This is a genomic window from Pseudomonas protegens (assembly GCF_003363755.1).
GTDB lineage: Bacteria > Pseudomonadota > Gammaproteobacteria > Pseudomonadales > Pseudomonadaceae > Aquipseudomonas > Aquipseudomonas danubii.
In genome coordinates this window covers 1,080,788-1,103,621 of record NZ_CP031396.1, presented here as the reverse complement: position 1 = coordinate 1,103,621, position 22,834 = coordinate 1,080,788, and the positions used below count along the sequence as shown (strand labels likewise).

The following is a 22,834-nucleotide window of genomic DNA, read 5'->3' as shown; positions in this document are numbered from 1 at the left end:
ACACCACACAGAGGTCAATGATGGGCGGGTTGCAATCACGCCGCCTGCGCTACGGCGTGGGCGCAATCGGGCTGGTATTCGGCTTGCTGGCACTGCTGCGGCTGCTGTTCGCCGTGGGGTTTTCCGGGGTGGACCTGAGCGCCGCCGACCAGCGCGAGGCCATCCTCCAGACCCTCGGCATCGGCCTGCGCTTCGACCTGCGCCTGACCCTGCTGCTACTGCTGCCCCTGGCCCTGCTGGCCTGGCTGCCGCGCTGGAACCTGCTGCGCCTGCCGGCCCTGCGCTGGCTGGCCCGGGCCTACCTGCTGCTGGTGCTGGGCGGGGTAGGGCTGCTGTACATCATCGACTTCGGCCACTACGCCTACCTGGGCGTACGCATCAACGCCACCGTGCTGCGCTACCTGGACGACGCACAGATCTCCCGGCAAATGCTCTGGGAAAGCTACCCGGTGCTGTGGATCGTCCTCGCTTGGGGCAGCACCCTGGCCCTGTGCTGCTACGCCTTGCTGCGCCTGGAACGCCTGACCCTCGACCGCCCAGCGCAACCCCTGGGCCGCTGGTCCCTGGCCAGCGTCAGTGCCCTGGGCATCGCCGCCGTGTTCCTCGCCCTGCTGGGCCGGGTAGAAAACCTCAACCTGGAAAACCCCGTGCCCCTGCGCTGGAGCGATGCCTACTTCTCCGGCAACAGCCAGATCGCCGCCCTGGGCCTGAACCCCGTGCTGTTCTTCTACGACACCCTCAAGGCCGGCCAGGCCCAGTACGACGAAGCCCAAGTGCGCCAACACTACCCGGCCCTGGCCCGCTACCTCGGCGTCGACCACCCGGACCCACAGCGCCTGAACTTCACCCGCCAACAAGGCGTGCAGCCGTACCGCATCGACCGCCCCCGGCCGCCCAACGTCATCTTCGTCATGCTCGAATCCCTCGGCACCAGCGCCGTGGGCGCCTACGGCAACCCGCTCAACCCCACCCCCAACCTCGACCGCCTGGCCCGCCAGAGCTGGTTCTTCAAACACTTCTACGTCCCGGTCACCGGCACCGCCAAGACCGTGTGGGCCAGCATCACCGGCGTGCCCGACGTCACCCGCCAAGAGACCGCCACCCGCCAGCCGCTGATCACCCGCCAACACAGCCTGATCAACGCCTTCAGCGACTACCACAGGCTCTACCTGATCGGCGGCAACGCCGGCTGGGCCAACATCAACGGCCTGATCCGCCAGAGCATCGACAACGTGCGCCTGTACGACGAAAGCCACTGGCAATCGCCCCTGGTGGACGTCTGGGGCATCTCCGACCTCGACCTGTTCAAGGAAAGCGACCGCCTGCTGCGCGCCATCCCCCAGGACCAACCGTTCTTCGCCTACCTGCAAACCTCCGGCAACCACCGCCCGTTTACCATTCCCAAGGACAACGACGGCTTCCAAGCTCAGGACCTACCCCTGGAACAGGTCCAGGCCGCCGGTTCCCGGAGCCTTGCGCAATACAACGCCGTGCGCCTCTTGGACTTCAACATCGGCCGCTTGATGGAGATCGCCAAGGCGGGCGGTTACTACGACAACACGATTTTCGTGTTCTTCGGCGACCACAACACCCGCATCAGCCAGATCCCCCACATGGCCCCCGCGTTTGAACAGCTAGGGCTGGAAAGCAACAACGTACCGCTGCTGATTCATGCGCCAGGGATGTTGCAGCCCAGAGTGATCGAAGAAGCCGTCGGCCTCGCCGACCTGCTGCCCACCGTAGCCGGCATGGCCGGGATGCCCTTCACCAATGGCGCCATGGGGCGGGACATACAACAGCCTGCACCGGAGGGGGAGCGGGTGGTGCCGCTGGTATTGAGGGAAGGGACCTTTCCGGTGATTGGCGGCGTGACCAAGGATTTTTTGTTGCAGATGCAGCACGACGGCAGTGGTGCGACCTTGCATGATTTGGCGTCGAGCACCCCGCGGGAGGATGTGGCGCAGGAGCATCCGCAGGAGTTTGAACGGTTACTGGAGTTGACGCGGGGGATGCATGAGGGGGCGCGGTTGATGTTGTTTCGCAACGTTCGCTGACACCGCTTTGTCATCGGTTGACGCCAGCCCGTGTAAGAGCTGGCTTGTCAGCGAAGGCGGCTGTAAGACCGCCTGAGCGCTATTTAACAGACAGCCAGTTCAGGACTGAAGCTACTGGACGTCAGGCGTTTGAGCGCTATATCAAGCGCCTGATCGTCGAACAGCCTGTTCTTGCGAGCAGCAGAGCCGGCCCCTCCGTCCCACTGCTTCAATGCCTCGCGCACTGCGGGAACAGTTGGAGAAACCCCTTCTCGGTTTAGTAACCAATCGACCGTCGCCAACAGCTCCATGCCAAAGGGAGATTCAAAACCGTCAATCAGCTCAGCGGTGCGCTCCAATGCTTGGGCGTACTCTTTTGCTTCGGTTTTGAGATAGGTCTGTAGAAAAGTCTTACGCACATCGTCGAACCAGATCACATCGCTAATATCGGCGTCACTGATTCGCTTGTTGCAGTGCAGATAGCTGCCATCCAGATTATTCAGCAAATGCTCCAAGCGGTTGGCATATGGCCCAAATTTGTGAGCAACAAATTTAAGGTTTAAAGGGTTCTCGGTGTCTGGCAGTTTTTCTATTGCTCGCTCAAGGAACCAAGCGAGTTTCTGAATTTCTAGCAGACTGCACTCCATGCCTAAAACCCAGTAACGCCTAACCAGTTCTGCAATCAGCGCGCGAGCGGGCGTGAGTTTCTCCACTCCGTTTCGTTTGGCGACGTTCAGATACTGTTTAGAAGGCTCAAACACCAAAATATCGACATCCAGATCGCTGAGTATCGAAACGATCTGCTCCCGAACTTCAGGCCATTTCAAGCCACCGTTACCGGCACCTAGCGGAGGCACTGCGACGGACTTCACCTGGTTTTCAAGCAAAAAACGACGCAGGTCATGCAAACCTTCTGTTATCCAAGCCATCTGCGAGGGTGATCGCCAGTGACGCTTGGTAGGGAAGTTCACGATCCAACGTGGTCCATCCAACTCGTTGACGGCGGTGACGTGCATTTTGCCAGTCTCCACCGCGCCAGCTTTGCAGGCTGCCGAGTACAGACGGTAATTCTCGCTAAAACGCTCTTTAAACATCAGAGCGATTCCTTTGCCCATCACGCCTACGGTATTCACCGTGTTGACCAGGGCTTCGGTTTTGGCTTCCAGAAGGTTGCCTTGGGTAAAACGGATCATTGGAAATACCATCCCGGACGCGCATGAACAGGCAAGGCCAAACCTCTGGTGGCCAAGTCTTGTTCTATGCGTTTCTTCATTGCATCGCTGTAGCACATGATGCCGAGGAGTCCTGTAATCGGTAGGTGATTGTGAATCAGCGCTTCAGCCTGATAACGCTCCATTTTTCTAGGGTCATCGGGGTCGCGTTTGAAGTCGCGTCGCTGAAGGATAGCCCAGTCGACCTGGCTGAGATTCGCCAGATCGCTGTAATAGTCTGTCCAATACGGATAGGCGTGTGCGTTTGTGAAGACGAACGGTAGTCCTAGCTGTTCGACGCGGTACAAGCTCGATACCAGAATCACAATCTCATCATTGGTGCGTTGTTGAACACTCCGGCCTGAGTGAATGTTTTTCATCATCACAGAGAAAGGAGTGAAATAGAAGGGCACATAATCAGCTAGCACACCACCAGGAGTAATGGGTACATGACGTGCCCGGCGCTTGTCGATCAGGTCTACGTTGCCGATGTTTACGTACTGGGGGGCCTGTATTTCGGAGCTCGCACAATGCAGACCGTTGTCCAGAATCCAAGGCAGGTTGTCGCGATGGACGATACGCCAAATCAGAGCCTTCTCTGGATTCAGTCTGCTGTAATTCATCGACGAAACATTCCGGGATTCACTCCAATCTGCACAGAAACACCAGCTTCGCGCATTTTAGCCCCGCAATGCTCTTCAACCTCAGAATTAGCGACAAAAATCTTGAAAAAATCATTAGCAGAAACAACGGTGGGAGACAGGCATTCCGCCATGCAGACGCTTTTGCAGTGAGGGTCGTGATAGTCCCTTTGGTTCATCGCATCCCAGTCAATGGCCTCGAAGCCTGCCTTATAGTCAAGCAATTGAATGGTGTCATTAGCCAATGGGTGTCGAGGAATGACCTTCCAATCCTTTTCAATTGCGAAGGATCGGCGAATAGATATGACTACGAATTGGGTGTCGCGCTTATTGCCCTGAACGCTTCCGTCAAATGGATTCGCGGCAAACCAATGAAAGGGGACGTAGTTTTCGAGTCCCAGCGCTTGTCGTTTTTTAAGTATTTCAGCATCAGCTACGTCTTTGAACCCTTTGAGCTGCGAGCGTGGCCTGAGGCCGTTCTGAAAGATACTGCTCAAATTTTCAAGGGCGGTGAGGTGATAAAGCAGTTTTTGTTCCTTGATATCTACCATGTCGGTCTCCTTGACCTATGCAATTGCTGAGTGGTTTCAGCCCTGCTACTTCTTCCGTGCGGACAACAACCTTAAATAAATACTCACACGCTGGTGCGATTTAGCAGGGTGCTGATAGTGATTCTATTGCGCCATTACGTTGAGCTACAAGTTCAATCTAGGCTTCGCCATCTGACCGGTATCTTTCTAGTGGATACGGGCTTTCATTGCTGTCAATCAGTCGGTTTTCCCCTTTCTTAAGGTGATCAGTGAAATCAGAAGGCCCCTTCAGAGGGCGTAGATATTGAGCCAGTATCGATGAGGAGGGCTGGAGGTATTGAATTTGTACTCGTTTTTGGTGTACAAACTCATAATTCGTGTTTTTTTGTCAGGGTGGGTTATGGAACGACTGAAAGAGTTACGGAAGGTTTTGGGGTTGACGCAGGCTGCTTTAGCAAGCCAGTTGAGTGTTTCACAACAAACCGTTGCTAGATGGGAGCGAGGAGATGCTGAACCCAGCTTCGCGACTTTGAGGGATATCGCTACCTTATTGGGAACGAGTGTTGATGATCTGCTGGAGTATTCAGTAGGGCGGGCCAAAATTTCTTCACAGCACTGGAGGCTCCAAGATGAAAGCATTGATGGATTCTGGGGGCATATTGGGCTTCTTCTCCCCGGAAAGTTGAAGAGCCAGTGGTATCCGATTACTGAAAACGAATGTGGAAGAATCCATCATATTTTGTCGGAACGGCACACCTCCTCTGGTTGGCTATTGCTTAGCACGCTTAATAACAAAGCCTTGATCGTAAATCCTGATCTGATGCAAAGAATTCGGCTCCTGGATGATGCTGCTGATCAGCCTGCTGATGACGATTGGGAGCTTTCTATTGACGGTTATCAAGGTTGGGGAGCGGAAATCTATCGTGGAATAAGTGAGTTTTTCTGGGATGAGGATGAGTTTGAGTCAAAAAACTCTAAGGCCCTAAAAAAGGTTGTTACTGATCTCATAGAGGAACATAAGCTGGATGAGGAAGCTGTTTCTGAGTTTATGGAGCATACGAAAATTCATTTAAAAAACGGGTCTTTAATTAGCTTCAAAGCTGACCGGTCTGATACGTATGAGCTTGCTATCGATGCTGATTGTGCAACCCCATCCACAATTTCTCTAAAGAATGATCACACTGGTGAGTTGAATTATTTTAATCCCATGCATGTTGCTTTAGTGGAGATACCATTAACGGAATATCTCGAGGCTGCGAGAGAGATGATGGAGGAGTTAGAGGGGTAAGGGGCGTCTCAATAATGAGGCCTCTAGAGTAGACAATATTCAGACACCTGGCGGCTGGGCTCTTTTCAAGACAAAAGAAATCGGCTTCACCGCCAACCGCTCGCAATCCAATTCGGCTGCGCAAGTTAATCCACGATCATATGGGGAAAAGGCTCTATGAGACCTTCACGGCTGTACGCCTCAAGCGAATTCGCGCCCTCAGCATCGACCATAGGCTATGGAAACCGAAGAAATGCACCTGCAGTGATTTTTGCAAACTTGGACCAATTGAGTGGAGCCTGTTGTCCCGTCGTAACTCACTCCTCCGCAAAATAATCACTGTCGAGCTGCTTGACCTCGTACACCTGCTTCACGCTCACCAGTGATTGCACCAGTGCCTGATGGGCCTCGGCCAGTTGCTCGTCGGGAGTGGTTTCTGATGGGGCGATATCCAGCGCAGCGGGGATGTCCGTCGTTTGTGGCTTGGCGGCATGGAAGTCAGCGAACTCGGGGAATTGTTTCAGCCAGCTCACGGTAATGCGCGCGGGTCCATTGGCCAAGGCGTCGAGGCCACGCGGGGTGATTTGCACCATACCTTTGGCGGGAATGGTCAGCAGCCCTGCTTTGTTGAGATAAGTTCGAGCCCAGCCTACGCGGTTATTGATTACCGTCTGATTCCCAGAGGGCAGGTATTCTTTGCGCTCCTCCTCGGTCAGTTGGAACTGATCGGCAATGCGCTCGCGCAGTTCTCTGAGTGGCAGCGGCGCGCCGTTCTGCACGGTGGTCAGCACCGGCCGCATGACGCTTTGAAAGTCCGGAATTGCCATGGTCACTCCTTAACCCAGTTGATTGCTCTCAGCGAGACCTGCCGCTGCCTTGAGCATTTTCAGAATCACCAGCGCAAAGGCTCGGCTCTTGGTTTCGTTATCCAGTACTTCCAACGACAGTTTCTCGTTGTCAGTCATGGCGTCGAGTACGGTGTCCACCACGCGTTTTGGCAGCAGGCCGTGCATCACCTGGTCCACCGAGTGGCTGTTGACTTGAGCCATTAAGTCATCTTGGTGCAACAGGCGTTGGGTGATGCCCGAGCCGGCGCTGTGCTGGATCAAGTAACGCTTGCCTGGCCCTTCGGTGCGGGTGGTGTTGACCAGCTTGTTGACCACTTCCCATTGGTGGTAACGCGGGAAGATCATCGTTTCCTTGGTGACCAGCGTGCCGTCGAAGCCTTCGCTGGTTTTTTTGTCCAGGTGCAGAAAGCGCCCCAGCACCTTGAGCCAGGCATCGGGCTGTAGCAGCCGTTGCCAGAGGTAGCTGGTGGCGTATTGGCTGTCGTCGGCAGGCATTGGGTTGCCGGCGCCGCCTTCCTCAGTACCCAGGTTAAAGGGCAGGAAGAAGGTGTCCTTACCCGCCAACTTTGTGGTCATCGCCACTTCGTTCTGGCCCACGGCAAAGTGCACCAGCGCGCCACGCTTGAAGGTCAGCAGTGGCTCGGGCTTGCGGGTTAGCGGGTCTTTTACCGGGCGGTCGTCACGGTACTGGCGCTTGGCGTTTTCCACCGACTGCTTGAATTCGCTTTTCAGCTCCAGCGTGGCGGTAGGGATGCCGTTAACAAACAGCACCAAGTCCAGCCGAGGGTTGTAGCTTTGCCCACTACCACCCGCTTCGCGGGCGTGCGGCGAGTAAGACACCTCTGGCACCACCCGCAGGCGGTTGCACTGGTAGCGCTTGAGCGTGTCCGGGTTCATGCCGTGGTCGGGCTGGAAGCTGCACAGCTCCACTTTTACTGCAGGTAACTTGAAGCCATGACGCAACACATCCAAGGTGCCGCTCTGTTCCAGCTCGCGCACCAGTTTCTGGATCAGTACATCTTCAGGGGCATTGGGGTTGGCCTTGGCGAACTTATCCCAACGCTCCGGCCAGGCGTCCTTGAAGTAGCCCAGCACATCTTCGGTGTACAACGCCGTGCGACGGTCGTAGCCACTGGCTGTACCGACTAACCAGCCTTGGGCGGATAGGGCCTCGATAATGTCCTGCTGAAACTGAGCTTCCTTGCTGTCCGCCATTACACGGCCTCTTGTGCTAATTCAGGGGATGGTGCACTGGCTGGGGGCTGCCAGCCGCGTACGTCGATTTTGCCGGTAACGGCGGCGGAGATTAGGGCGGAGCGGCGTTCTTGAAGCAGCCTAATACCCTTTACAGCTTCTTTGCTCAAGAAATCAAACTGTGCTCTTAGCTTTTTTACTGCGGCGACAATCTCAGCCACCTCGTTGCTTGGAGGAATAGGTATATCAATTGATTTGACGATGTCAGTGTTCAAGTTCGGCTGGCCCGAGCCAGCAGCCCTATCTCTTAGCCCCTCAGTCAGGGTTGCAAGATAGAGATATGAATACTCTTTATCCAAGGAAATATTTTCGAAGCCAACAACTCCGTCATTGGCATTTGCGTCGATCATCAATATTTTCGGAACGCCCAAGGTCGCTCCGCTATTTGAAAGCAGCAAAGTGCCCTTAGAAAAAACCCGGCATTGATCGCTGCCTTTCTTTGTAAGAAACGTCTCTGTTTCATGCAGATAAATCTCATCGTCTTTCGTTATTTCTGCAACTGTTACCCAAGGAGAATAATCACCATTGAACAGTTCTGGATCACCGGCTGGTCGTGGTGAGCCTCCTCTGACAACAGAAGATATATACCCAAACTTGCTTACCACCCAGTGTGCCGGCACCTCACCTAGCCACTCCACGCCGGAGTCTTTCATCGGAGCCGTGGGGTCGAGGCCTTTTGTGACTGCATGGGAGATGACAGCCTGGCGCTTTTCCTTGAGCAGTTCGATCAGGCGCTGCTGCTCTTCGATCAGCGCGTCGATGCGGGCGGTTTCGTGGTCGAGGAAAGCACCAATCGTTCTCTGTTCATTAATCGAAGGAAAAGGAAGGGATAGCTGAACAAAGTTGTTATATCTAAGGGCTTGTCCATCACGAACAAGATTGCTTGTATTTTGCAGGGCAGATATGAACGGTGCAGATTTAAAGAGATGCTTAAAAAATCTATCGTCGAGTTCTCTATTAGCATAGAGCGGAACATATGCAGAGCTTACTGCTCCACTATAAGAGCAAAATTCCAGGCCGCCTTGAAAGCTGCGCATACTAATGACAAAGTCGTTAACCTCAGCCTTCTTTAAAATATCCCGACCCAAGATAACCTGCATCACCTTCTGGTCTTCCAGCTGGCAAAATAGCTTTTGTGGGATAACTCCATACTTTTGCGAAGCGGTCAGCTGCTCATCACTCTCAACAGCCTTAATGTTTCTCTCCGAGAAAACATTCTTGCTGCGATAGATATGCCAATGCCCTGGCATCTCACCGATCCAATCCTGTCCGGAGCTCTTGTAATCCGGATAACTTGGAAACGTCATGCCGACAGCCCCTCAATCATCTGCTTGATGCGGTCGGTGCAGGTCTTTAGGTCGCGGTCGATCTCGGCCAATGGACGCGGCGGCTGGAACACATAGAAGTGGCGGTTAAATGGAATCTCAAAGCCAACAATGCCTACCTCGCCGTCCTGTGCATCAGTCTTACTTTCGTCGATCCAGGCATCCGGCACATGAGGAAAAACTTCCCGCTGGAAGTAGTCATACACCGACTCACCCAGCGGTACGTTTTCGTTGTCACGCAGTCCTGCGTCCGCCTCTGGCTGGTCTTTGCTGGTGCAGATATCCGCCTTGGGGTCACGTTCGCTCAAGGCATTGAGCAGCGCTTTTAGCTCTGGCGTGCTGAGGCTGACACTGTGCGCGGCCAGGGCTTTTTTCAGTAGCTTGCTGAACTGCTCGCGGTTGCGGTGCAGTTGACTAGCGTCCATGGATTGCAGGGTTGTCATCAGTTGTTGCTGCGCGGTGCTGTCGAGTTTCTGGATAGCTTTTTCTTCCAGCACTTTGGCGACGCGCTCGGCGCTGGTCTGGAAGTTCAGACGCAACGGCCGTTCGACGGTAATGCGTCGATAGCCGAAGGCCTCGATGGGGAAGATCTTGCTCTGCGCGGTTTGCTCGAAGCTGCCATACAGGCGCACCAGTTCGCTGATTTGTTCTTCGGTGATGTACTGACGCTTGCTGCCCAGCGACTTGCGCATTTTGGCGTAGTGCTGGCTGCCGTCGATCAACTGCACCTTGCCCTGGCGCGCAGCAGCCTTGTGGTTGCTGAGTATCCACACATAGGTGGCAATGCCGGTGTTGTAGAACATGTCCGTTGGCAGCGCGACGATGGCTTCGACCAGATCGTTTTGCAGCAGGTAGCGGCGAATCTCCGACTCACCCGAGCCCGCGCCACCGGTAAACAGCGGCGAGCCGTTGAGGATGATGCCGATGCGCGAGCCACCGTCGCGTGGGTCACGCATTTTGCTGACCAGATGTAGGAGGAACAGTAGCGAACCGTCGGACACCCGTGGCAGGCCCGGGCCAAAACGACCGTCGAAGCCTTTGTGGTTGTGCTCGTCGGTGATCTGCTTCTGCACCTTCTTCCATTCCACGCCGAACGGCGGGTTGCTGAGCATGAAGTCGAAGCGCTTGTCGGCCAGTTGGTCGTTGGACAGGGTGTTGCCGAGCTTGATGCTGGCCACGTCCTGGCCCTTGATTAGCATGTCCGCTTTGCAGATGGCGTAGGACTCGGGGTTCAGCTCTTGGCCGTGCAGAGAGACGCTGACCTTCTCGCTGATGGACTGAATGTATTCATCACCCTCAGACAGAAAACCGCCTGTACCTGCGGTTGGGTCGTAGATGGTGACGATGCTATTGGGTGCCAGCTTGTGGTCTTGATTGGTGATCACCAGTGAGGTGGTGAGGTGCACGATATCCCGTGGGGTAAAGTGTTCACCTGCGGTTTCGTTGGAGCTTTCAGCAAACTTGCGGATCAGCTCTTCGAAGATGATGCCCATGCCAAAGTTGCTGATGCGCTCGGGGCTCAGGTCGGTGGCTGCAAAGCGTTGCACCACTTGATAGAGCAGGTTGGCGCTGGCCAGTTGCTGAACGAAGTCTTCGAAGTGGAAGTGTTCGAAGATCTCGCGGGCGTCTTTGCTGAAGGCTTGCACATAACTCATCAGGTCAGCGGCGGTCTGGGTATCCGACAGGGTTTCCAGGGTCAGTGGCGAAGCATTGAAAAATTGTTGATCCGCTGTTCGCAGCAGAATTATCTCGCGTACGGTATCTGGGCGGCCTTCCTGAGCGAAGGTCTGTTTGATTACTTCGGCCTTAGTCGGTGCGAGCACGCACTCCATCCGCCGCAGCAGGGTAAATGGCAGGATAATGCGGCCGTACTGGGATTGCTTGAAATCACCACGCAGCAGGTCGGCAATCGACCAGAGAAAGGCGGCCGTCTGGGAATGATTTTCCGTGTTCACGCGAGAATTCCTTGGGGTATAGGCAAAGCGGCAAGTCTAACCTGTCGAACAGCCTATCTGTAGCGGCCCATGTAGAAATGGCGGTAATGGGTAGGGACAGGAGCTAGTGCTCCGGTGTGGGTTCTATTCCCGTTGATAAAATATGAGGCCGCACACGAACATGCCGCCAGCAACGATATGCATGCTGAAAAGTGCTGCTAGTTTGGATATGGGCCCAAGTAAGGAGGGGAACTATGTCCTTCAATACTGGCGTTCTTTTACAAACGCTTGAGACATTAAAAAGCCGGCTCGTAGCCGGCTTCCTTGGCGCCTAAATCACTTGCTAAATGCCCTTGTTTGAATCGCAGCCAACACATCCCGTACATCCTGAAGTAATAACCGGGCTGTATTGGTCACAGTACCAATGTCCTTGTCGCTCGCGTCTCTCAACGTGGCACAGGTCATCAGATTCAGATAATCAAGCGCAGTCACTAACCGCTCACTCGCACACGCATGCAGATCCACCAATGGCGCCTGGCTGTCGATAAACAACACTGGGCCATCGCTAGCAATTGGAGTGAGCGGGATAAAACGTTCGGATGGGTCAATATTGCTCATGGTGTCGTTCCTTCCAAGAGTGAAAAGTCGCCACCTGTTGCTGCGAATCAACCGGGGTGTAGTTTGTTCCTTTCGACGGAGCTCTGAAGTGCCGCGGACCAGAATCGAGGGTCTGAAAAACTATATGGGCGAGGTAGATGATGGGCAATGGCAGCCCTGTAGGAACGGTCTCTCTTCCAGGTAGGGACAGGCTGAATTTCCTGAAGGTTTCATATCCGCTGCAATGGAGGCGGTCTGCATCAGCAATACCTTCTGTCTCCCAGCGATTTTGCTATCCTGCGCCCCTTTTCCCCACCGCAAGGAACGCAGGCATGACCCAGCCCATTGGCAGCAGTTCACAAACAAGGGCTGGCCAACAGCGTCACCTGCCACACCTCCTGTTCCGTCTGACCACAGCACTCCTGCTCGGCCTCGGGCTCATCACCCCCACCGCCCAAGCCAACCCCACCACCACCTACCGCGGCACCCTAGGCGATACCCCGGTTGAACTGGCGCTCACCTACGACTCTCAATACGGCGGCGGTATGTCCGGCTATTGGTTCTCCGAGTCCGAGCGCCTGCCCATGGCGTTGGAGTCCACGCCTTTCCATCCCGGCTCCGCGCTGTTGATCAACATCATGGACAACCCGACCCTGCCGGCGACGGCGGTGTCGTTGCAGCCGTTCGCCGAGGGGGCAGAGGCGCTGCAGGGCAGTCTGGTGGATCTGCGCACGGGCACGCAGCAGCCGTTGCAGTTGCAGCGGGTGACGCGTTTTGGCGGCAGTCAGCGGGAGGCGTTTGAGGGGGAGTTGCTGCAGCCGGTGTTCGATCGGGATTTCTATTTCAGTGTGCATGCCGCGCGCAAGGCCGGGGAGGAGGTGGCGCAGGTGGACAGCATCCGGGTGATCAGTCGGGCCACCGGTAAGCGGGTGCAGGAGATTGGCGGGCAGTGGTGTCTGTCGTCCGTGGGCACCAGGACGCTGACCTTCGGGCATTTTCATGACGAGGCTCGGATGGACTTTCAGGTCCAGGGCTATCGCGTGGGGGAGACGGATGGTCGGGTGTGGTGCTCGCCCACGCAGTATTACCTGTACAACCGGGATCTGCGGACCTATCGGCGCCATCCGCAGTTGGAGCAGTTCGCGGCGGACGGTGATCTGCGCTTTTCCCCCAGTGGGCAGATGGAATTCAGCAAGCAGGACTTTATCAATTACGACCAGCGCACTCGGCGTTGGGATTATTACCGGGTGATCACCCCTGAGCGTTTGGAATATCTATCGTCGGGCGAGGAGCGTTTCTGATGCGCGGGTTTGATTTTGCTCGGGGGCTGGTGGTGCTGGTGTTGGCGCTGTGGCTGTTGCCGGCGCAGGCGTCTCATGGGGTGTATGAGGGGACCTTGGGCAAGCAGGCGATTGTCTTGACCCTGGGCAGCCAGAACGCGGTCTACCAGGGCACCTATGCCTATCAGCGCTATCGCACGCCGATCCGCCTCAAGCCGACCTTCAGCTACAGCAACAAGACGCTGGCCATGGATGAGCTGGACGAGCAGGGCTTGCCGGTGGCGCGTCTGCAGTTCAATGACTTGCTGAACTCCCGTCAGCAGGAGCAGGTGCGCGGCACCTGGACCAGTTATCGCACGGGCAAGACCTTGCCCATTGCGCTGAAGCTGGTGGGCCTGGTGGATTCGGATCGCTCGTGGCCGCAGCCGGTCACCACGCTGTTGCAGAGTGCTTCCACCAAACGCTGGTATTTCCAGGTGCCGATGCCGGGCAATGATCAGCGGATCACGACGCTGGAGGTGATGGACAAGGCCACCGGCAAGTTGCTGGTGAGCCTGGCGATCGCGGCACCGGGCTGTCCGAATCGGGGGGTGGATATCTTGCAGTTGCAGGGTGAGGGGGAGCAACTGCGGATTGCTTTCAAGGATTGCACGTTTCCGGGGTTTCGGTGGAATGAGGGCGGTGGGAGCTTTGCGCCGTTGCCTTGAGGCCCGTTCGTTTGCGCCCTTTGGGGACGTGGCGGCTGGTGGATTAGATGAGTCTGGTGTTGAACCTGGACGTTGTGGAGCCCCGTATGGATGACAAGCAATCCCCTGTGCTGATTCAGGTGTACATGGCCGATGACGATGGCGCCGTTCGCGAGGAGTTGCTGGCGCGGCAGATCGATGAGCATACCTACGAGTTGCTGTCCTCGCCGGGGCTGGCGCAGAACCTGGCGCGGGGCGATATCGTTTCCATCCGCAATCCCGATGCTCCGGCGCAAGTGCTGAAGCGGGGCGGCAATTTCTGCATTCAGATCTATGCCGATTACATTGATCCGACGGTGATCAGTGCGCTTGAAAACGAGGTCGCTGGTGAGCTGGGCGGAACCCTGGATGGGCTGTTCGAGGGGAACCTGTCATTCGCTGTTCCTGCGAGCAATGGCATGGACCGTATCAATGCGGTGTTCGATCGCTTCCGCGAGCAAACCGGGATCGAGTGGTACTACGCCAATGTCTATAAAAACCTCGACGACGATGAGGACGAGACGCTGTTGAACTGGTGGTTGGACTGCTGATCTTTCCCGGGGCCTGGGCATGCCACCCAACAAACCGACCAAGTAGCGACCAAGTAAGCGACCAAGTCAGCACCCGGTAGTGCTCCAGTGGCCGTTCTGTGGTGTGGGCCTGCATGGGCGTGGGGGAGCGCTAATCGTCCAACAGCGTGTTGGACGATTGAGACTTTTGTACTGGCATTGGAAAGAGGCGGGCCGACCTTTTGTTTGCTCAATCGTTGGGTGTGCTTTTTACCGGCGAGAGCGGGCTTGAGGACGTCTTCGCCGGCAAGCCGGCTCCTACGGTGGATGTAGGAAGGGTCTGTCTTTTCTGTAAGGCGGGCTGGAGGCGCTGATTGCGCTGCTGTTCTGTGGGATAACCATCAGCGTAACCCTGGACGTACTGATCGATTCCAGGGGTATCCCACGCAGAGAGGTCGTGGCCATGGGCCAGGAAATGCGGCTGTTTCAGGAGGACTTGCTCAAGGCGGTTGCCGATATGAGCGCCGGTAAGGCTGTGCGTTCAGTGACGCTGTCCGTGGCGACTCGTCGCCAAGGATGGGCGGGAGACGCGCAAGGTGTGTTTGTCGAGATTTTGATGGCTGGCCTGTGCCGGCGCTGCAGTTTTTCCGGCAAGCCACAACGCCCGGGATTTCGTGGGCGTTGTAGCCGCTGCCGCAGGCTGCGATCGGCCCCGTAGGGGCCGTCTGCCTTAGAAGTTCACCGAAGCACTCAACCGCGCCGTCAACGGCGCGCCCTGGAACAGGTAGTCGTCGCCCATGTATTCCCCGGCATCGCGCCAGTAGCGTTTGTCGAACAGGTTGTCCACGGTCAGGCGGAACACGGTGTCGTAGCCATCAATGCGGGTGCTGTAGCGGCTGCCGATGTTGAAGATGGCGTAGGCGCCGGTGGCGACGTTGCCCTGGCGGTCGGCGTATTTGCTGCCGCTGTATTGCATGCCGCCCAGCAGGGCCAAACCATCGAGCCAGGGCAGGGCGTAGTCGCCTTGGAGGCTGGCTCGCAGGCGTGGGACGTTGAGGGTTTGGTGGCCTTCGTAGGCCGGGGTGCCGGTGTCCTCGACCCGGGAGCGAATCGCCGCGACGCTGGCGGCAATCTGCAGGCGCTGGGTGGCCCAGCCGTTGGCGGAGAGCTCCAGGCCGGTGTTCTTTTGCTGGCCCTGCTGGACGTAGGTGAAACCGCCAGCAGCATCCGGGCGCGAGTACTGGTAGGCCTGGCGCATCTGGAACAGCGCGGCGCTAAAACTCATGCGCTGCCAGTCGTACTTGACCCCGGCTTCGATCTGCCGCGAGACAGTGGGGGCCAGGGTGTCGCCACTGTTACTGGCGAACCAGGGGGCCTGGCCACCCAGGCTCAGGCCCTTGCTGTATTGGGTGTACAGCGACAGTTCGCTGATCGGTTTGTAGATCAGCGCGGCCTGGGGCAGGAATACATAGCGTTGGGTGTGGCGATCGCGCACGCCGTCCTTGTCGAAGCTCTCTTCGTCGAGGCGTACTTCGCGCCCGCCGAGAACGGTCTGCCACTGTTCGTTGAAGCTGATGCGATCGCTGAGGAACAGACCGTATTGGCGGCTGTCGAGGCGTTTGTGGGAGTCATTGAGGGCGCCGTTGTAGCGGGCGAAGTTTTCCGGCTCGCTCTGGATATTGCCCGTGCCAATCCATTGGTTGATGGACTCGCGCCGATCCACCACGCGGCGAAACGCACTGGTCCCCACGCTCAACTCATGGCCCAGGCCCGCTGCGTCGAAGCGGCCATTGAGCAGCGCCTGCACTTCATCGTTGCGCCGGGTGTCGTCGGGGCTGCGGAAGTCGTAGATGTCGTAGTTGCCTTCGGGGCTGAAGTAGTTGCCGTTGGCATTGATGCAGCCGGTGGTGCAGCCGCCCCAGGCAAACGAACTGTAGTCATCGATCACCACCTTGCTGCGGGACGCGCTGAGGCTGCCGGTCCAGTCATCGTTGAAGCGGTACTCGAAGTTGCCACCGATGTTCAGCGATTCATTGGTCACCGGCTTTGACCCGCTCTGGTGTCCCAGGAGTTTTTTCGGCGAGGCGTGGTGGGGCAGGCTGGAGCCGCCCAGCAGTTGATAACCCGGTGCCGAGCGCTGCTGCTTGTTCTGGTATTCGATATCCAGTTGCAGCAGGGCATCGGGGCTGATGTTCCAGTCGAAGGCCAGGGAGGCGAAGTCGCGCTGGCCATTGGTGTGTTCGACATAGGAGTGCAGGTCTTCATGGGCCAGGTTGGCGCGCAGGCCGAACTGCTGTTCGCTGCCGAACCAGCCGCCCACGTCGGTGGCCAGGTAACCGCTGCCGCGATCGTCGGTGGAAACGGTCACCGAACGAATGTCCGTGGGCCGCTTGGTCACGTAGTTGACCAGGCCGCCGGGCTCGCTGACCCCGCTTTGCAGGCCGGAAAGGCCCTTGAGCAGTTCCACCCGCTGTTTGTTTTCCAGGGCGACGTTCTGCTCGCCGGTGATGGTGCGGTTGTTGATCTTGTAGCTGCTGGCCGCGTTCAGGGAGAAGCCGCGCACCTCGAAGTTTTCGTAGTAGCCCACTGGCGCGTAGCTCTGGCCCACCGAGGCGTCGTTCTTCAGTACATCGCTGAGCAGTCGGGCCTGCTGGTCGAGGATCATCTCTTCGTTGATCACGCTGATGGAGGCCGGGGTATCCAGCAACGATGTTTCGCTGAAGCCGCCCACCGAGGCGCTGTCGGCGCGATAGCCGTATTGCTCTTCGCCACTGACGGTCTGGGTCGGTAACTGGGTGCCGCTGGCGTTGGCCACCGCGTGGCTACCGGCCAGCAGCAGGCCCAGGGTCAGGCGATTGAAAGGCAATCCTGTGGCGCTGGCGCGTGTGGGGGGCGTCGGGTGAGTCCGGCTCATGAACAATCCTAGAAGGCGACGCTGTCCCCATGGCAGAAGCCGGGGGAGGTTCCTGAGAAGGCTACGATCGTCGACCTGAGTGTGTAGTGAGGAACAGCGCGGGAGCCCTGCGGGCATCAGGCAAGGGCCTGGCGGTTGCCGCTGGGTGCTGTCGGGCAGGCGCCATCATACAAGCTGCGGCGCGGGGGTAAAGGCGGGAGAGGGATTGGCTCAGGTTACCGAGGGGGGCGGCCCTGATGCATGAAAAGAAACGGCGTTACCGGTCAGGTTCAGGGGCGTTCATTTGCAGGGATTCGATCTGTTGTTCCAGGGTTGCAATCTTGCCCAGCAGGATGTTGATGAGTTTCTTGTCGTGGCTACGGGCTTCGGTGGCGACCAGCGACTTTTCCAGTCGGTCGACGATTTCATTGTTCATGCTGCGGTTTTCCTGCTTGGCGATGCGCTTGACTTGGGTGTGAAGCTCACCAGGCAGGCGAACGATGAATTTTTGAGCGGGGGCGCACATGCCGGACCTCGGGTGATATCAAAAAGAAACATCATAGAAAGGTCGGGGCAGGCAGGGCTTCAAGAAAATTCTGAAAAAACAGCAAGATCGGGCTTAGTTTCGCTGAGCAGGCTTGGCGATCCGCCGGGCCGCATCCAGGCATTGCGCCCCATCCAGCCAGGCCCCTCAATCAAGAGTCGGGGGCCAGGCCGCCAGGCCCCTCGCCAGCGCTAACGGCCGTTGGCAACCGGGCCTCTGGCCGCTGGCTGAAGCCCGGTGATCGACCTTAACGCCGATCCAGCCACACCGTCTGTGCATTGCAGAACTCGCGCACGCCGAAGTGCGACAGCTCGCGGCCGAAGCCGCTTTTCTTCACCCCGCCGAAGGTCACCCGAGGGTCGCTGGCGCTGTAGCCATTGATGAACACGCCGCCGGTTTCCAGTTCGTCGGTCATCTGCCGGGCCCGTTCCAGGTCCTGGGTGAAGATCGTCGCGGTAAGGCCGAACTCGCTGTCGTTGGCCAACTCCAGGGCGTGCTCGGCATCCCGGGCGCTGATGATGGCGGCCACCGGGCCGAACAGTTCCTGCCTGAAGGCGGTCATCTGCTCGGTGACGTCGGCCAGCACCGTGGGCTGATAGTAGTTGCCGGCGCCTTCGACCTTGTCGCCTCCCAACAGCAGGGTGGCGCCTTCGGCCAGGGTGGCCTGGACTTGCTGGTGCAGCTCGTCACGCAGGTCGAAGCGGGCCATGGGGCCGAGGTAGGTGTCGCTGGCCAGCGGGTCGCCCATCACCAGGGCGCGGGTGGCCTCGACGAATTTGCGGGTGAATTCCGCGACCACCCCTTGCTCGATGATCAGGCGCTTGGCGGCGGCGCAGACCTGGCCGGTGTTCTGGTAGCGGCCGATCACCGCAGCCTTGACCGCTTCGTCGAGGTCGGCGTCGTTGAGCACGATAAAGGGGTCGGAACCGCCCAGTTCCAGTACGCATTTCTTCAGCGCGGCGCCGGCCTGGGCGCCGATGGCGATGCCAGCGCGCACGCTGCCGGTCAGGGTCACGGCAGCGATGCGGCGGTCGGCGATGGCGCGGGACACGCCATCCGGGGTGACGTTGAGCAGCTCGAACACGCCTTCAGGGAAACCGGCGCGCTGCATGACGTCCAGCAGCAGGTAGGCGCTGCCCATGACGTTCGGCGCGTGCTTGAGCACGTAGGTGTTGCCGGCCAGCAGCGCCGGCACCGCGCCGCGCAGCACCTGCCAGATCGGGAAGTTCCACGGCATCACCGCCAGCAGCGGGCCCAGGGGGCGGTACTCGATGCGCGCCTTGTTGTTTTCCACCAGGGTCGCTTCCGGGGCCAGCATGGCCGGGCCGTGCTCGGCGTACCACAGGCACAGCTGGGCGCACTTCTCGATTTCGCCGCGGGCCTGGGGCAGGGGTTTGCCCATTTCCAGGCTGATCATCCGCGCCATGGCCTCGCTGTTGTCCCGCAGGGCCTGGGCCAGGGCGGTCAGGTGCGCGGCGCGGGCGGCGACGCTCTGGCGCTTCCACAGGGCAAAACCGCGGGCGGCGCGCTCCAGGGCGGCGTCCAGTTCCGCTTCGGACTGGTAGGGGTAGGCGCCAATCTGCTCGCCAGTGGCGGGGTTGATCGACAAGGCGTGGGTATTGCTGGAAACAAGGTTCATGGCACCGTCCTGCAAGGTGGGAATGACGGCAGGTTACGGTGCTGGATCTTTGCTGAAAACTGAATAATATTGATCGAGTCGTTCACGTTTGGAGAATGCTGTGGATCTGGTCCAGCTGGAAATTTTCAAGGCCGTTGCCGAGCAGGGCAGCATCAGCGCCGCCGCGCAGTTGATCCACCGGGTGCCGTCGAACCTCACCACGCGGATCAAGCAACTGGAGCAGGACCTGGGGGTGGAGCTGTTCATCCGCGAAAAAAGCCGCCTGCGCCTGTCGCCCGCCGGGTGGAACTTCCTCGACTACGCCCGGCGCATTCTCGATCTGGTGGCCGAAGCGCGCCTGACCGTGGCCGGCGAGGAACCCCAGGGCCCGTTTGCCCTGGGCTCGCTGGAGAGCACGGCGGCGGTGCGCATCCCGGCGCTGCTCGCGGCCTACAACCAGCAATACGCCAAGGTCGAGCTGGACCTGTCCACTGGCCCTTCGGGGACCATGATCGACGGCGTGCTCTCCGGGCGTCTGGTGGCGGCCTTCGTCGACGGCCCGGTGCGCCACCCGGCCCTGGAAGGGCTGCCGGTGTTCGAGGAAGAAATGGTCCTGATCGCGCCCCTGGGGCACGCGCCCATCACCCGCGCGCGGGAGGTCAACGGCGAAAGCATCTACGCCTTTCGCGCCAACTGTTCCTACCGCCATCACTTCGAAAGCTGGTTCACCCAGGACGCCGCGGTGCCGGGCAAGATCCACGAAATGGAGTCCTACCACGGCATGCTGGCCTGCGTCAGCGCCGGTGCCGGGCTGGCGCTGATGCCCCGCAGCATGCTGGAAAGCATGCCCGGCTGCGCCACGGTCAGCGTCTGGCCGCTGTCGCCGCGCTTTCGCTTCCTGCGCACCTGGCTGGTCTGGCGGCGCGGCACCGTGTCCCAGAGTTTGAGCAGTTTTGTGAAGCTGCTGGAAGAGCGTGGGGTGGTGCTGGCTGAGGTTTGAGGGGCGCGATGTTCAACGCCTGCTCAAGGCCAGGCGAGCCGCGAACAGCACGAAGATCATCCCTGTGGTGCGGTCCATCCACTGGATCACCTTTTCCCGCTGCAGCACCCCGCTCAGGGAGCGGGTGGCGCCAATCAGCAGCAGGGACCAGATCAGCCCCAGCACCACGTGGATGCTCACCAGACCGAAGGTCCAGAGCACCAGCGGCTGTCCCTGGGGAATGAACTGCGGCAGGAAGGACACGTAGAAGATCCCCACCTTGGGGTTGAGCACGTTGCCCAGCAGGCCCTTGAGAAACCAGTGGGTGCCGGGATTGCCGTCCGGGTTGGCCGGAGCAAACGAGCGGCGCGGGCGCAACAGCATGTTCAGCCCCAGCCAGGCCAGGTAGGCGGCGCCGCAGTACTTCAACAGGTTGAAGGCCAGTTCCGACACTGCAATCACTGCCCCCAGGCCGAAAGCCACGGCCGCGCCCCAGAGCAGGCAACCGGCGTTGATCCCCAGTGCTGCGCGCAGGGCCTGGCGTTTGCCTTCCACGGTGGCGGTGCGCAGTACCAGGGCAGTGTCCAGGCCCGGGGTCAGGGTCAGCAGGGTAGCGGCGAAGGTGAAGGCCAGGAGGTTGTCGGTGATGGACATGGGCAGGGTTTCAAGCCGGGACGTTGGCGAACGTTAGCACAGCCGTGAAGCACTGATGCGCTCCACGGCGGTGTGGGTAAACCGCAGCGGTTTGGGCTCTGCAGGCAAGCCTCAGGCCTTACACCGGACCAGTGCCAGATACACCCCCGAGCCTTTCCCAGGTTCGATGTAATTCGCGCTGTCCAGATTGGTTATCTGGGTCGGTTTCATCTCCAGTTCCAGCTCCGGTGCGTCGGCGTACCACTCGTTGTTGTCGTTCAGGCCATTCTCGAAAGCGTCGAGAAACGCCTGGCAACTGTCGAACTTGCCATAGCTGTAGTTGCCTTGCTGGTCACTGTAGAAGCGTGAGTAGCTCAGCAGCACAATGCCCCAGCGCTCGATGCGCTCATCGGGACTGGTGCGGGGGATCTGCTTGACCAGGTCCTTGCGGATTTCCCAGATCTTGTAATAGGCATTCTTATTGTTGTGCACCACCTTGAACTCGATGGCGGTCGAGGCCTTTTCGCCGTAGCTGTCCTCGATCCAGATATCCACCTTGCGCCGCTCGGCAGCGATCAGCCAGCGCGGGACGTTACAGCGAGGAACGCTGATGTGGCTGGGGCGGTAGTCGTCGCGTTCATCCAACTGGCCGCCGAGGCCGAAATGCTCGCGATTGATGTCCAGCAATGCCGCCGATTCCAGGCTCAGCCACAGTTCCGGAGCGACACTGACAACAATCGATTTGAGAATGCGCTGGCGTTCTTCCTGTTGCAGGTGCGTCAGCAGCAGTTCGGTAAAGCGGGGAACAAAGGACATGGGATCTCCTTATCAGGTCCGAAAAGGTGGAGCGGTCAGATTAATGCCCATCTGTAGGAGCGAGCTTGCTCGCGATGCTTTCCAAAGCGCCGCCTATTCCCGGTGAGTGCGGGTTATCGTTGAGGTCCTCGGCGAGCAAGCGCGCTCCTACGACAGGGCGGCGTTTAGAACGGGCCGAGGGGTTCAGGGATGCCCAGTTGCTGTTGCCGGGCTTCGAGCTGTTTGTCCACGGCGCGTTTGCCACTGAGCAGCTTGAGGTGCTGGACGCTGGGCGGTAGCTGGCTGCCGATCAGTGTCAGCAGATCCATCTGTGGGGCCTTGATGATGCGCAGGTCGGCGATGTTCGAGGTGTTCAGGCCGCTGAGTTCCCCCAGGCTCTTGAGGTTGATCAGGCTCAGCTTGTGCAGCCGGGCCAGTCCGGCGAGATCCAGCCGGCGCAGTTGCGCCTGGTCCTCGATCTTCAGCGCTTCAAGCTGTGGAAAGCCGTCCAGGTCCAGGCGGTTGAGGCCGCGCACCCGCAGGATCTCCAGATCCGTGACCTGGGGGTTGTGCAACTCCGGCATGCTCTCGCGGCTGCCGAAACTCAGCACCAGGCTGCGCAGCCCGGCCATGCCGGCCACCATGCCCAGGGTGGTCTTGGCCGGTAGGCGATGCAGGCTCAGGTGCCTGATGCTCGGGCACTGGCTCAGCACATCCAGCTGATGGCTCTGCACGCTGATGCTCAGGCTGTGCAACTCGGGCATCCAGCCAAGCGGCGCCAGTTCAATCGCCGGGCCCTTGTCCAGGGACAGCCGCAGGCTGTGCAGTTGCTCCAGGTTGGGCAGGCTGAGCAGTTCAGGCAGATCGGCGCTGATCACCTGCAGGGCAAACTCCCGAAGCAGGGGCAGGCTGCCAATGGCCTCGTAGTGCTCCAGGCTGTCGAGGCAATCCAGGCTCAGGGACTGCACATGGGGCAGGGCCAGCAACACCCGGGCATCGAACGCGCTGCCCGGGTAATGGCTGTAGAAACGCACCTTGAGGCGTTCACCGAAACGGGCGCAGAGCGTGTCGAGCTGACTCAGCAGTGCGCCGTTGTACTGTTCGGCCTTGGCGAACTGGACGATGACCTGGGCCTGGTCATCGGCCTCCAGGCGGGCGCTCACCTGCAGTTCCAGGTCGGCCTGGCTGGGGGCTTGAATTCGATGGGGAAACATCGGC

Annotated in this window: 19 protein-coding genes and 1 pseudogene; 6 read left to right on the top strand and 14 right to left on the bottom strand. The window is 58.8% G+C overall.

The window, feature by feature from the left end; translation table 11 throughout:
- The first annotated feature begins 20 nt into the window (after positions 1-20).
- Positions 21-2,054, top strand: a complete 2,034-nt coding sequence (locus tag DWF74_RS04630; RefSeq protein WP_115580473.1) for an LTA synthase family protein — start codon at positions 21-23, stop codon at positions 2,052-2,054.
- Positions 2,055-2,137: 83 nt separating this feature from the next.
- On the opposite strand, the gene darG is transcribed toward DWF74_RS04630, so the two are convergent.
- From darG to DWF74_RS04615, 3 genes are read right to left on the bottom strand one after another with little or no spacing between them, the layout of a single operon-like run.
- A complete protein-coding gene (gene darG / locus DWF74_RS04625; protein WP_115580472.1) occupies positions 2,138-3,226 on the bottom strand; it encodes a type II toxin-antitoxin system antitoxin DNA ADP-ribosyl glycohydrolase DarG in 1,089 nt (362 codons plus the stop codon).
- On the bottom strand, positions 3,223-3,867 hold the full coding sequence (gene darT / locus DWF74_RS04620; protein WP_115580471.1) for a type II toxin-antitoxin system toxin DNA ADP-ribosyl transferase DarT: 645 nt from the start codon (positions 3,865-3,867) through the stop codon (positions 3,223-3,225). Before darT ends, darG begins: the two co-directional genes overlap by 4 nt.
- Positions 3,864-4,436 carry a DarT ssDNA thymidine ADP-ribosyltransferase family protein gene (locus tag DWF74_RS04615; protein ID WP_115580470.1) on the bottom strand — a complete coding sequence of 191 codons (573 nt, stop codon included), beginning with the start codon at positions 4,434-4,436 and terminating at the stop codon, positions 3,864-3,866. The genes darT and DWF74_RS04615 overlap by 4 nt, the downstream gene beginning before the upstream one ends.
- Before the next feature lie 379 nt (positions 4,437-4,815).
- On the opposite strand from DWF74_RS04615, the gene DWF74_RS04610 reads away from it, so the two are divergent.
- Positions 4,816-5,703, top strand: coding sequence for a helix-turn-helix transcriptional regulator (locus DWF74_RS04610; protein WP_162884073.1), 888 nt, complete (start codon positions 4,816-4,818; stop codon positions 5,701-5,703).
- A gap of 296 nt (positions 5,704-5,999) precedes the next feature.
- On the opposite strand, the gene DWF74_RS04605 is transcribed toward DWF74_RS04610, so the two are convergent.
- The 5 genes and pseudogenes from DWF74_RS04605 to DWF74_RS04585 form a co-directional block, all read right to left on the bottom strand.
- Complete coding sequence (locus DWF74_RS04605; RefSeq protein WP_240322031.1) at positions 6,000-6,509, bottom strand: winged helix-turn-helix domain-containing protein; 510 nt, start codon at positions 6,507-6,509, stop codon at positions 6,000-6,002.
- Between the two features lie 251 nt (positions 6,510-6,760).
- Positions 6,761-7,745, bottom strand: a pseudogene (locus DWF74_RS04600) (type I restriction endonuclease); the annotation flags it as partial.
- Positions 7,745-9,091, bottom strand: a complete 1,347-nt coding sequence (locus tag DWF74_RS04595) for a restriction endonuclease subunit S (protein WP_115580468.1) — start codon at positions 9,089-9,091, stop codon at positions 7,745-7,747. The pseudogene DWF74_RS04600 and the gene DWF74_RS04595, both read right to left, overlap by 1 nt.
- The gene (locus DWF74_RS04590; RefSeq protein ID WP_115580467.1) at positions 9,088-11,064 is read right to left on the bottom strand and encodes a type I restriction-modification system subunit M; all 1,977 of its coding nucleotides are present in this window, start codon (positions 11,062-11,064) and stop codon (positions 9,088-9,090) included. Before DWF74_RS04590 ends, DWF74_RS04595 begins: the two co-directional genes overlap by 4 nt.
- Before the next feature lie 315 nt (positions 11,065-11,379).
- Complete coding sequence (locus tag DWF74_RS04585; protein ID WP_016966805.1) at positions 11,380-11,661, bottom strand: hypothetical protein; 282 nt, start codon at positions 11,659-11,661, stop codon at positions 11,380-11,382.
- A gap of 311 nt (positions 11,662-11,972) precedes the next feature.
- Between DWF74_RS04585 and DWF74_RS04580 the strand changes: the two genes are divergently transcribed.
- The 3 genes from DWF74_RS04580 to DWF74_RS04570 all read left to right on the top strand — a co-directional run bounded on the left by DWF74_RS04580 (position 11,973) and on the right by DWF74_RS04570 (position 14,196).
- Positions 11,973-12,941 carry a hypothetical protein gene (locus DWF74_RS04580; protein WP_115580466.1) on the top strand — a complete coding sequence of 323 codons (969 nt, stop codon included), beginning with the start codon at positions 11,973-11,975 and terminating at the stop codon, positions 12,939-12,941.
- Entirely contained in the window at positions 12,941-13,627 is a 687-nt protein-coding gene (locus DWF74_RS04575) for a hypothetical protein (RefSeq protein WP_115580465.1), read from the top strand. The genes DWF74_RS04580 and DWF74_RS04575 overlap by 1 nt, the downstream gene beginning before the upstream one ends.
- 86 nt (positions 13,628-13,713) lie before the next feature.
- Positions 13,714-14,196, top strand: a complete 483-nt coding sequence (locus tag DWF74_RS04570) for a DUF4265 domain-containing protein (RefSeq protein ID WP_115582419.1) — start codon at positions 13,714-13,716, stop codon at positions 14,194-14,196.
- 688 nt (positions 14,197-14,884) lie between these two features.
- Here the strand turns inward: DWF74_RS04570 and DWF74_RS04565 are convergent.
- The 3 genes from DWF74_RS04565 to DWF74_RS04555 all read right to left on the bottom strand — a co-directional run bounded on the left by DWF74_RS04565 (position 14,885) and on the right by DWF74_RS04555 (position 19,230).
- Complete coding sequence (locus DWF74_RS04565) at positions 14,885-17,068, bottom strand: TonB-dependent siderophore receptor (protein WP_115580464.1); 2,184 nt, start codon at positions 17,066-17,068, stop codon at positions 14,885-14,887.
- 256 nt (positions 17,069-17,324) lie between these two features.
- Positions 17,325-17,573 (bottom strand): Arc family DNA-binding protein, encoded by a 249-nt coding sequence (locus DWF74_RS04560; RefSeq protein ID WP_115580463.1) that lies wholly within the window; start codon positions 17,571-17,573, stop codon positions 17,325-17,327.
- A 265-nt stretch (positions 17,574-17,838) separates the two neighbouring features.
- Positions 17,839-19,230 (bottom strand): aldehyde dehydrogenase family protein, encoded by a 1,392-nt coding sequence (locus tag DWF74_RS04555; protein WP_115580462.1) that lies wholly within the window; start codon positions 19,228-19,230, stop codon positions 17,839-17,841.
- Positions 19,231-19,330: 100 nt separating this feature from the next.
- Between DWF74_RS04555 and ptrR the strand changes: the two genes are divergently transcribed.
- On the top strand, positions 19,331-20,209 hold the full coding sequence (gene ptrR, locus DWF74_RS04550) for a putrescine utilization regulator PtrR (RefSeq protein ID WP_060844074.1): 879 nt from the start codon (positions 19,331-19,333) through the stop codon (positions 20,207-20,209).
- Positions 20,210-20,221: 12 nt separating this feature from the next.
- On the opposite strand, the gene DWF74_RS04545 is transcribed toward ptrR, so the two are convergent.
- The 3 genes from DWF74_RS04545 to DWF74_RS04530 form a co-directional block, all read right to left on the bottom strand.
- Positions 20,222-20,842 carry a LysE family translocator gene (locus DWF74_RS04545; RefSeq protein ID WP_115580461.1) on the bottom strand — a complete coding sequence of 207 codons (621 nt, stop codon included), beginning with the start codon at positions 20,840-20,842 and terminating at the stop codon, positions 20,222-20,224.
- Between the two features lie 111 nt (positions 20,843-20,953).
- Positions 20,954-21,637, bottom strand: coding sequence for a hypothetical protein (locus DWF74_RS04540; RefSeq protein WP_115580460.1), 684 nt, complete (start codon positions 21,635-21,637; stop codon positions 20,954-20,956).
- Between the two features lie 164 nt (positions 21,638-21,801).
- Positions 21,802-22,830, bottom strand: coding sequence for a hypothetical protein (locus tag DWF74_RS04530; protein WP_115580458.1), 1,029 nt, complete (start codon positions 22,828-22,830; stop codon positions 21,802-21,804).
- Between the last annotated feature and the right edge of the window lie 4 nt (positions 22,831-22,834).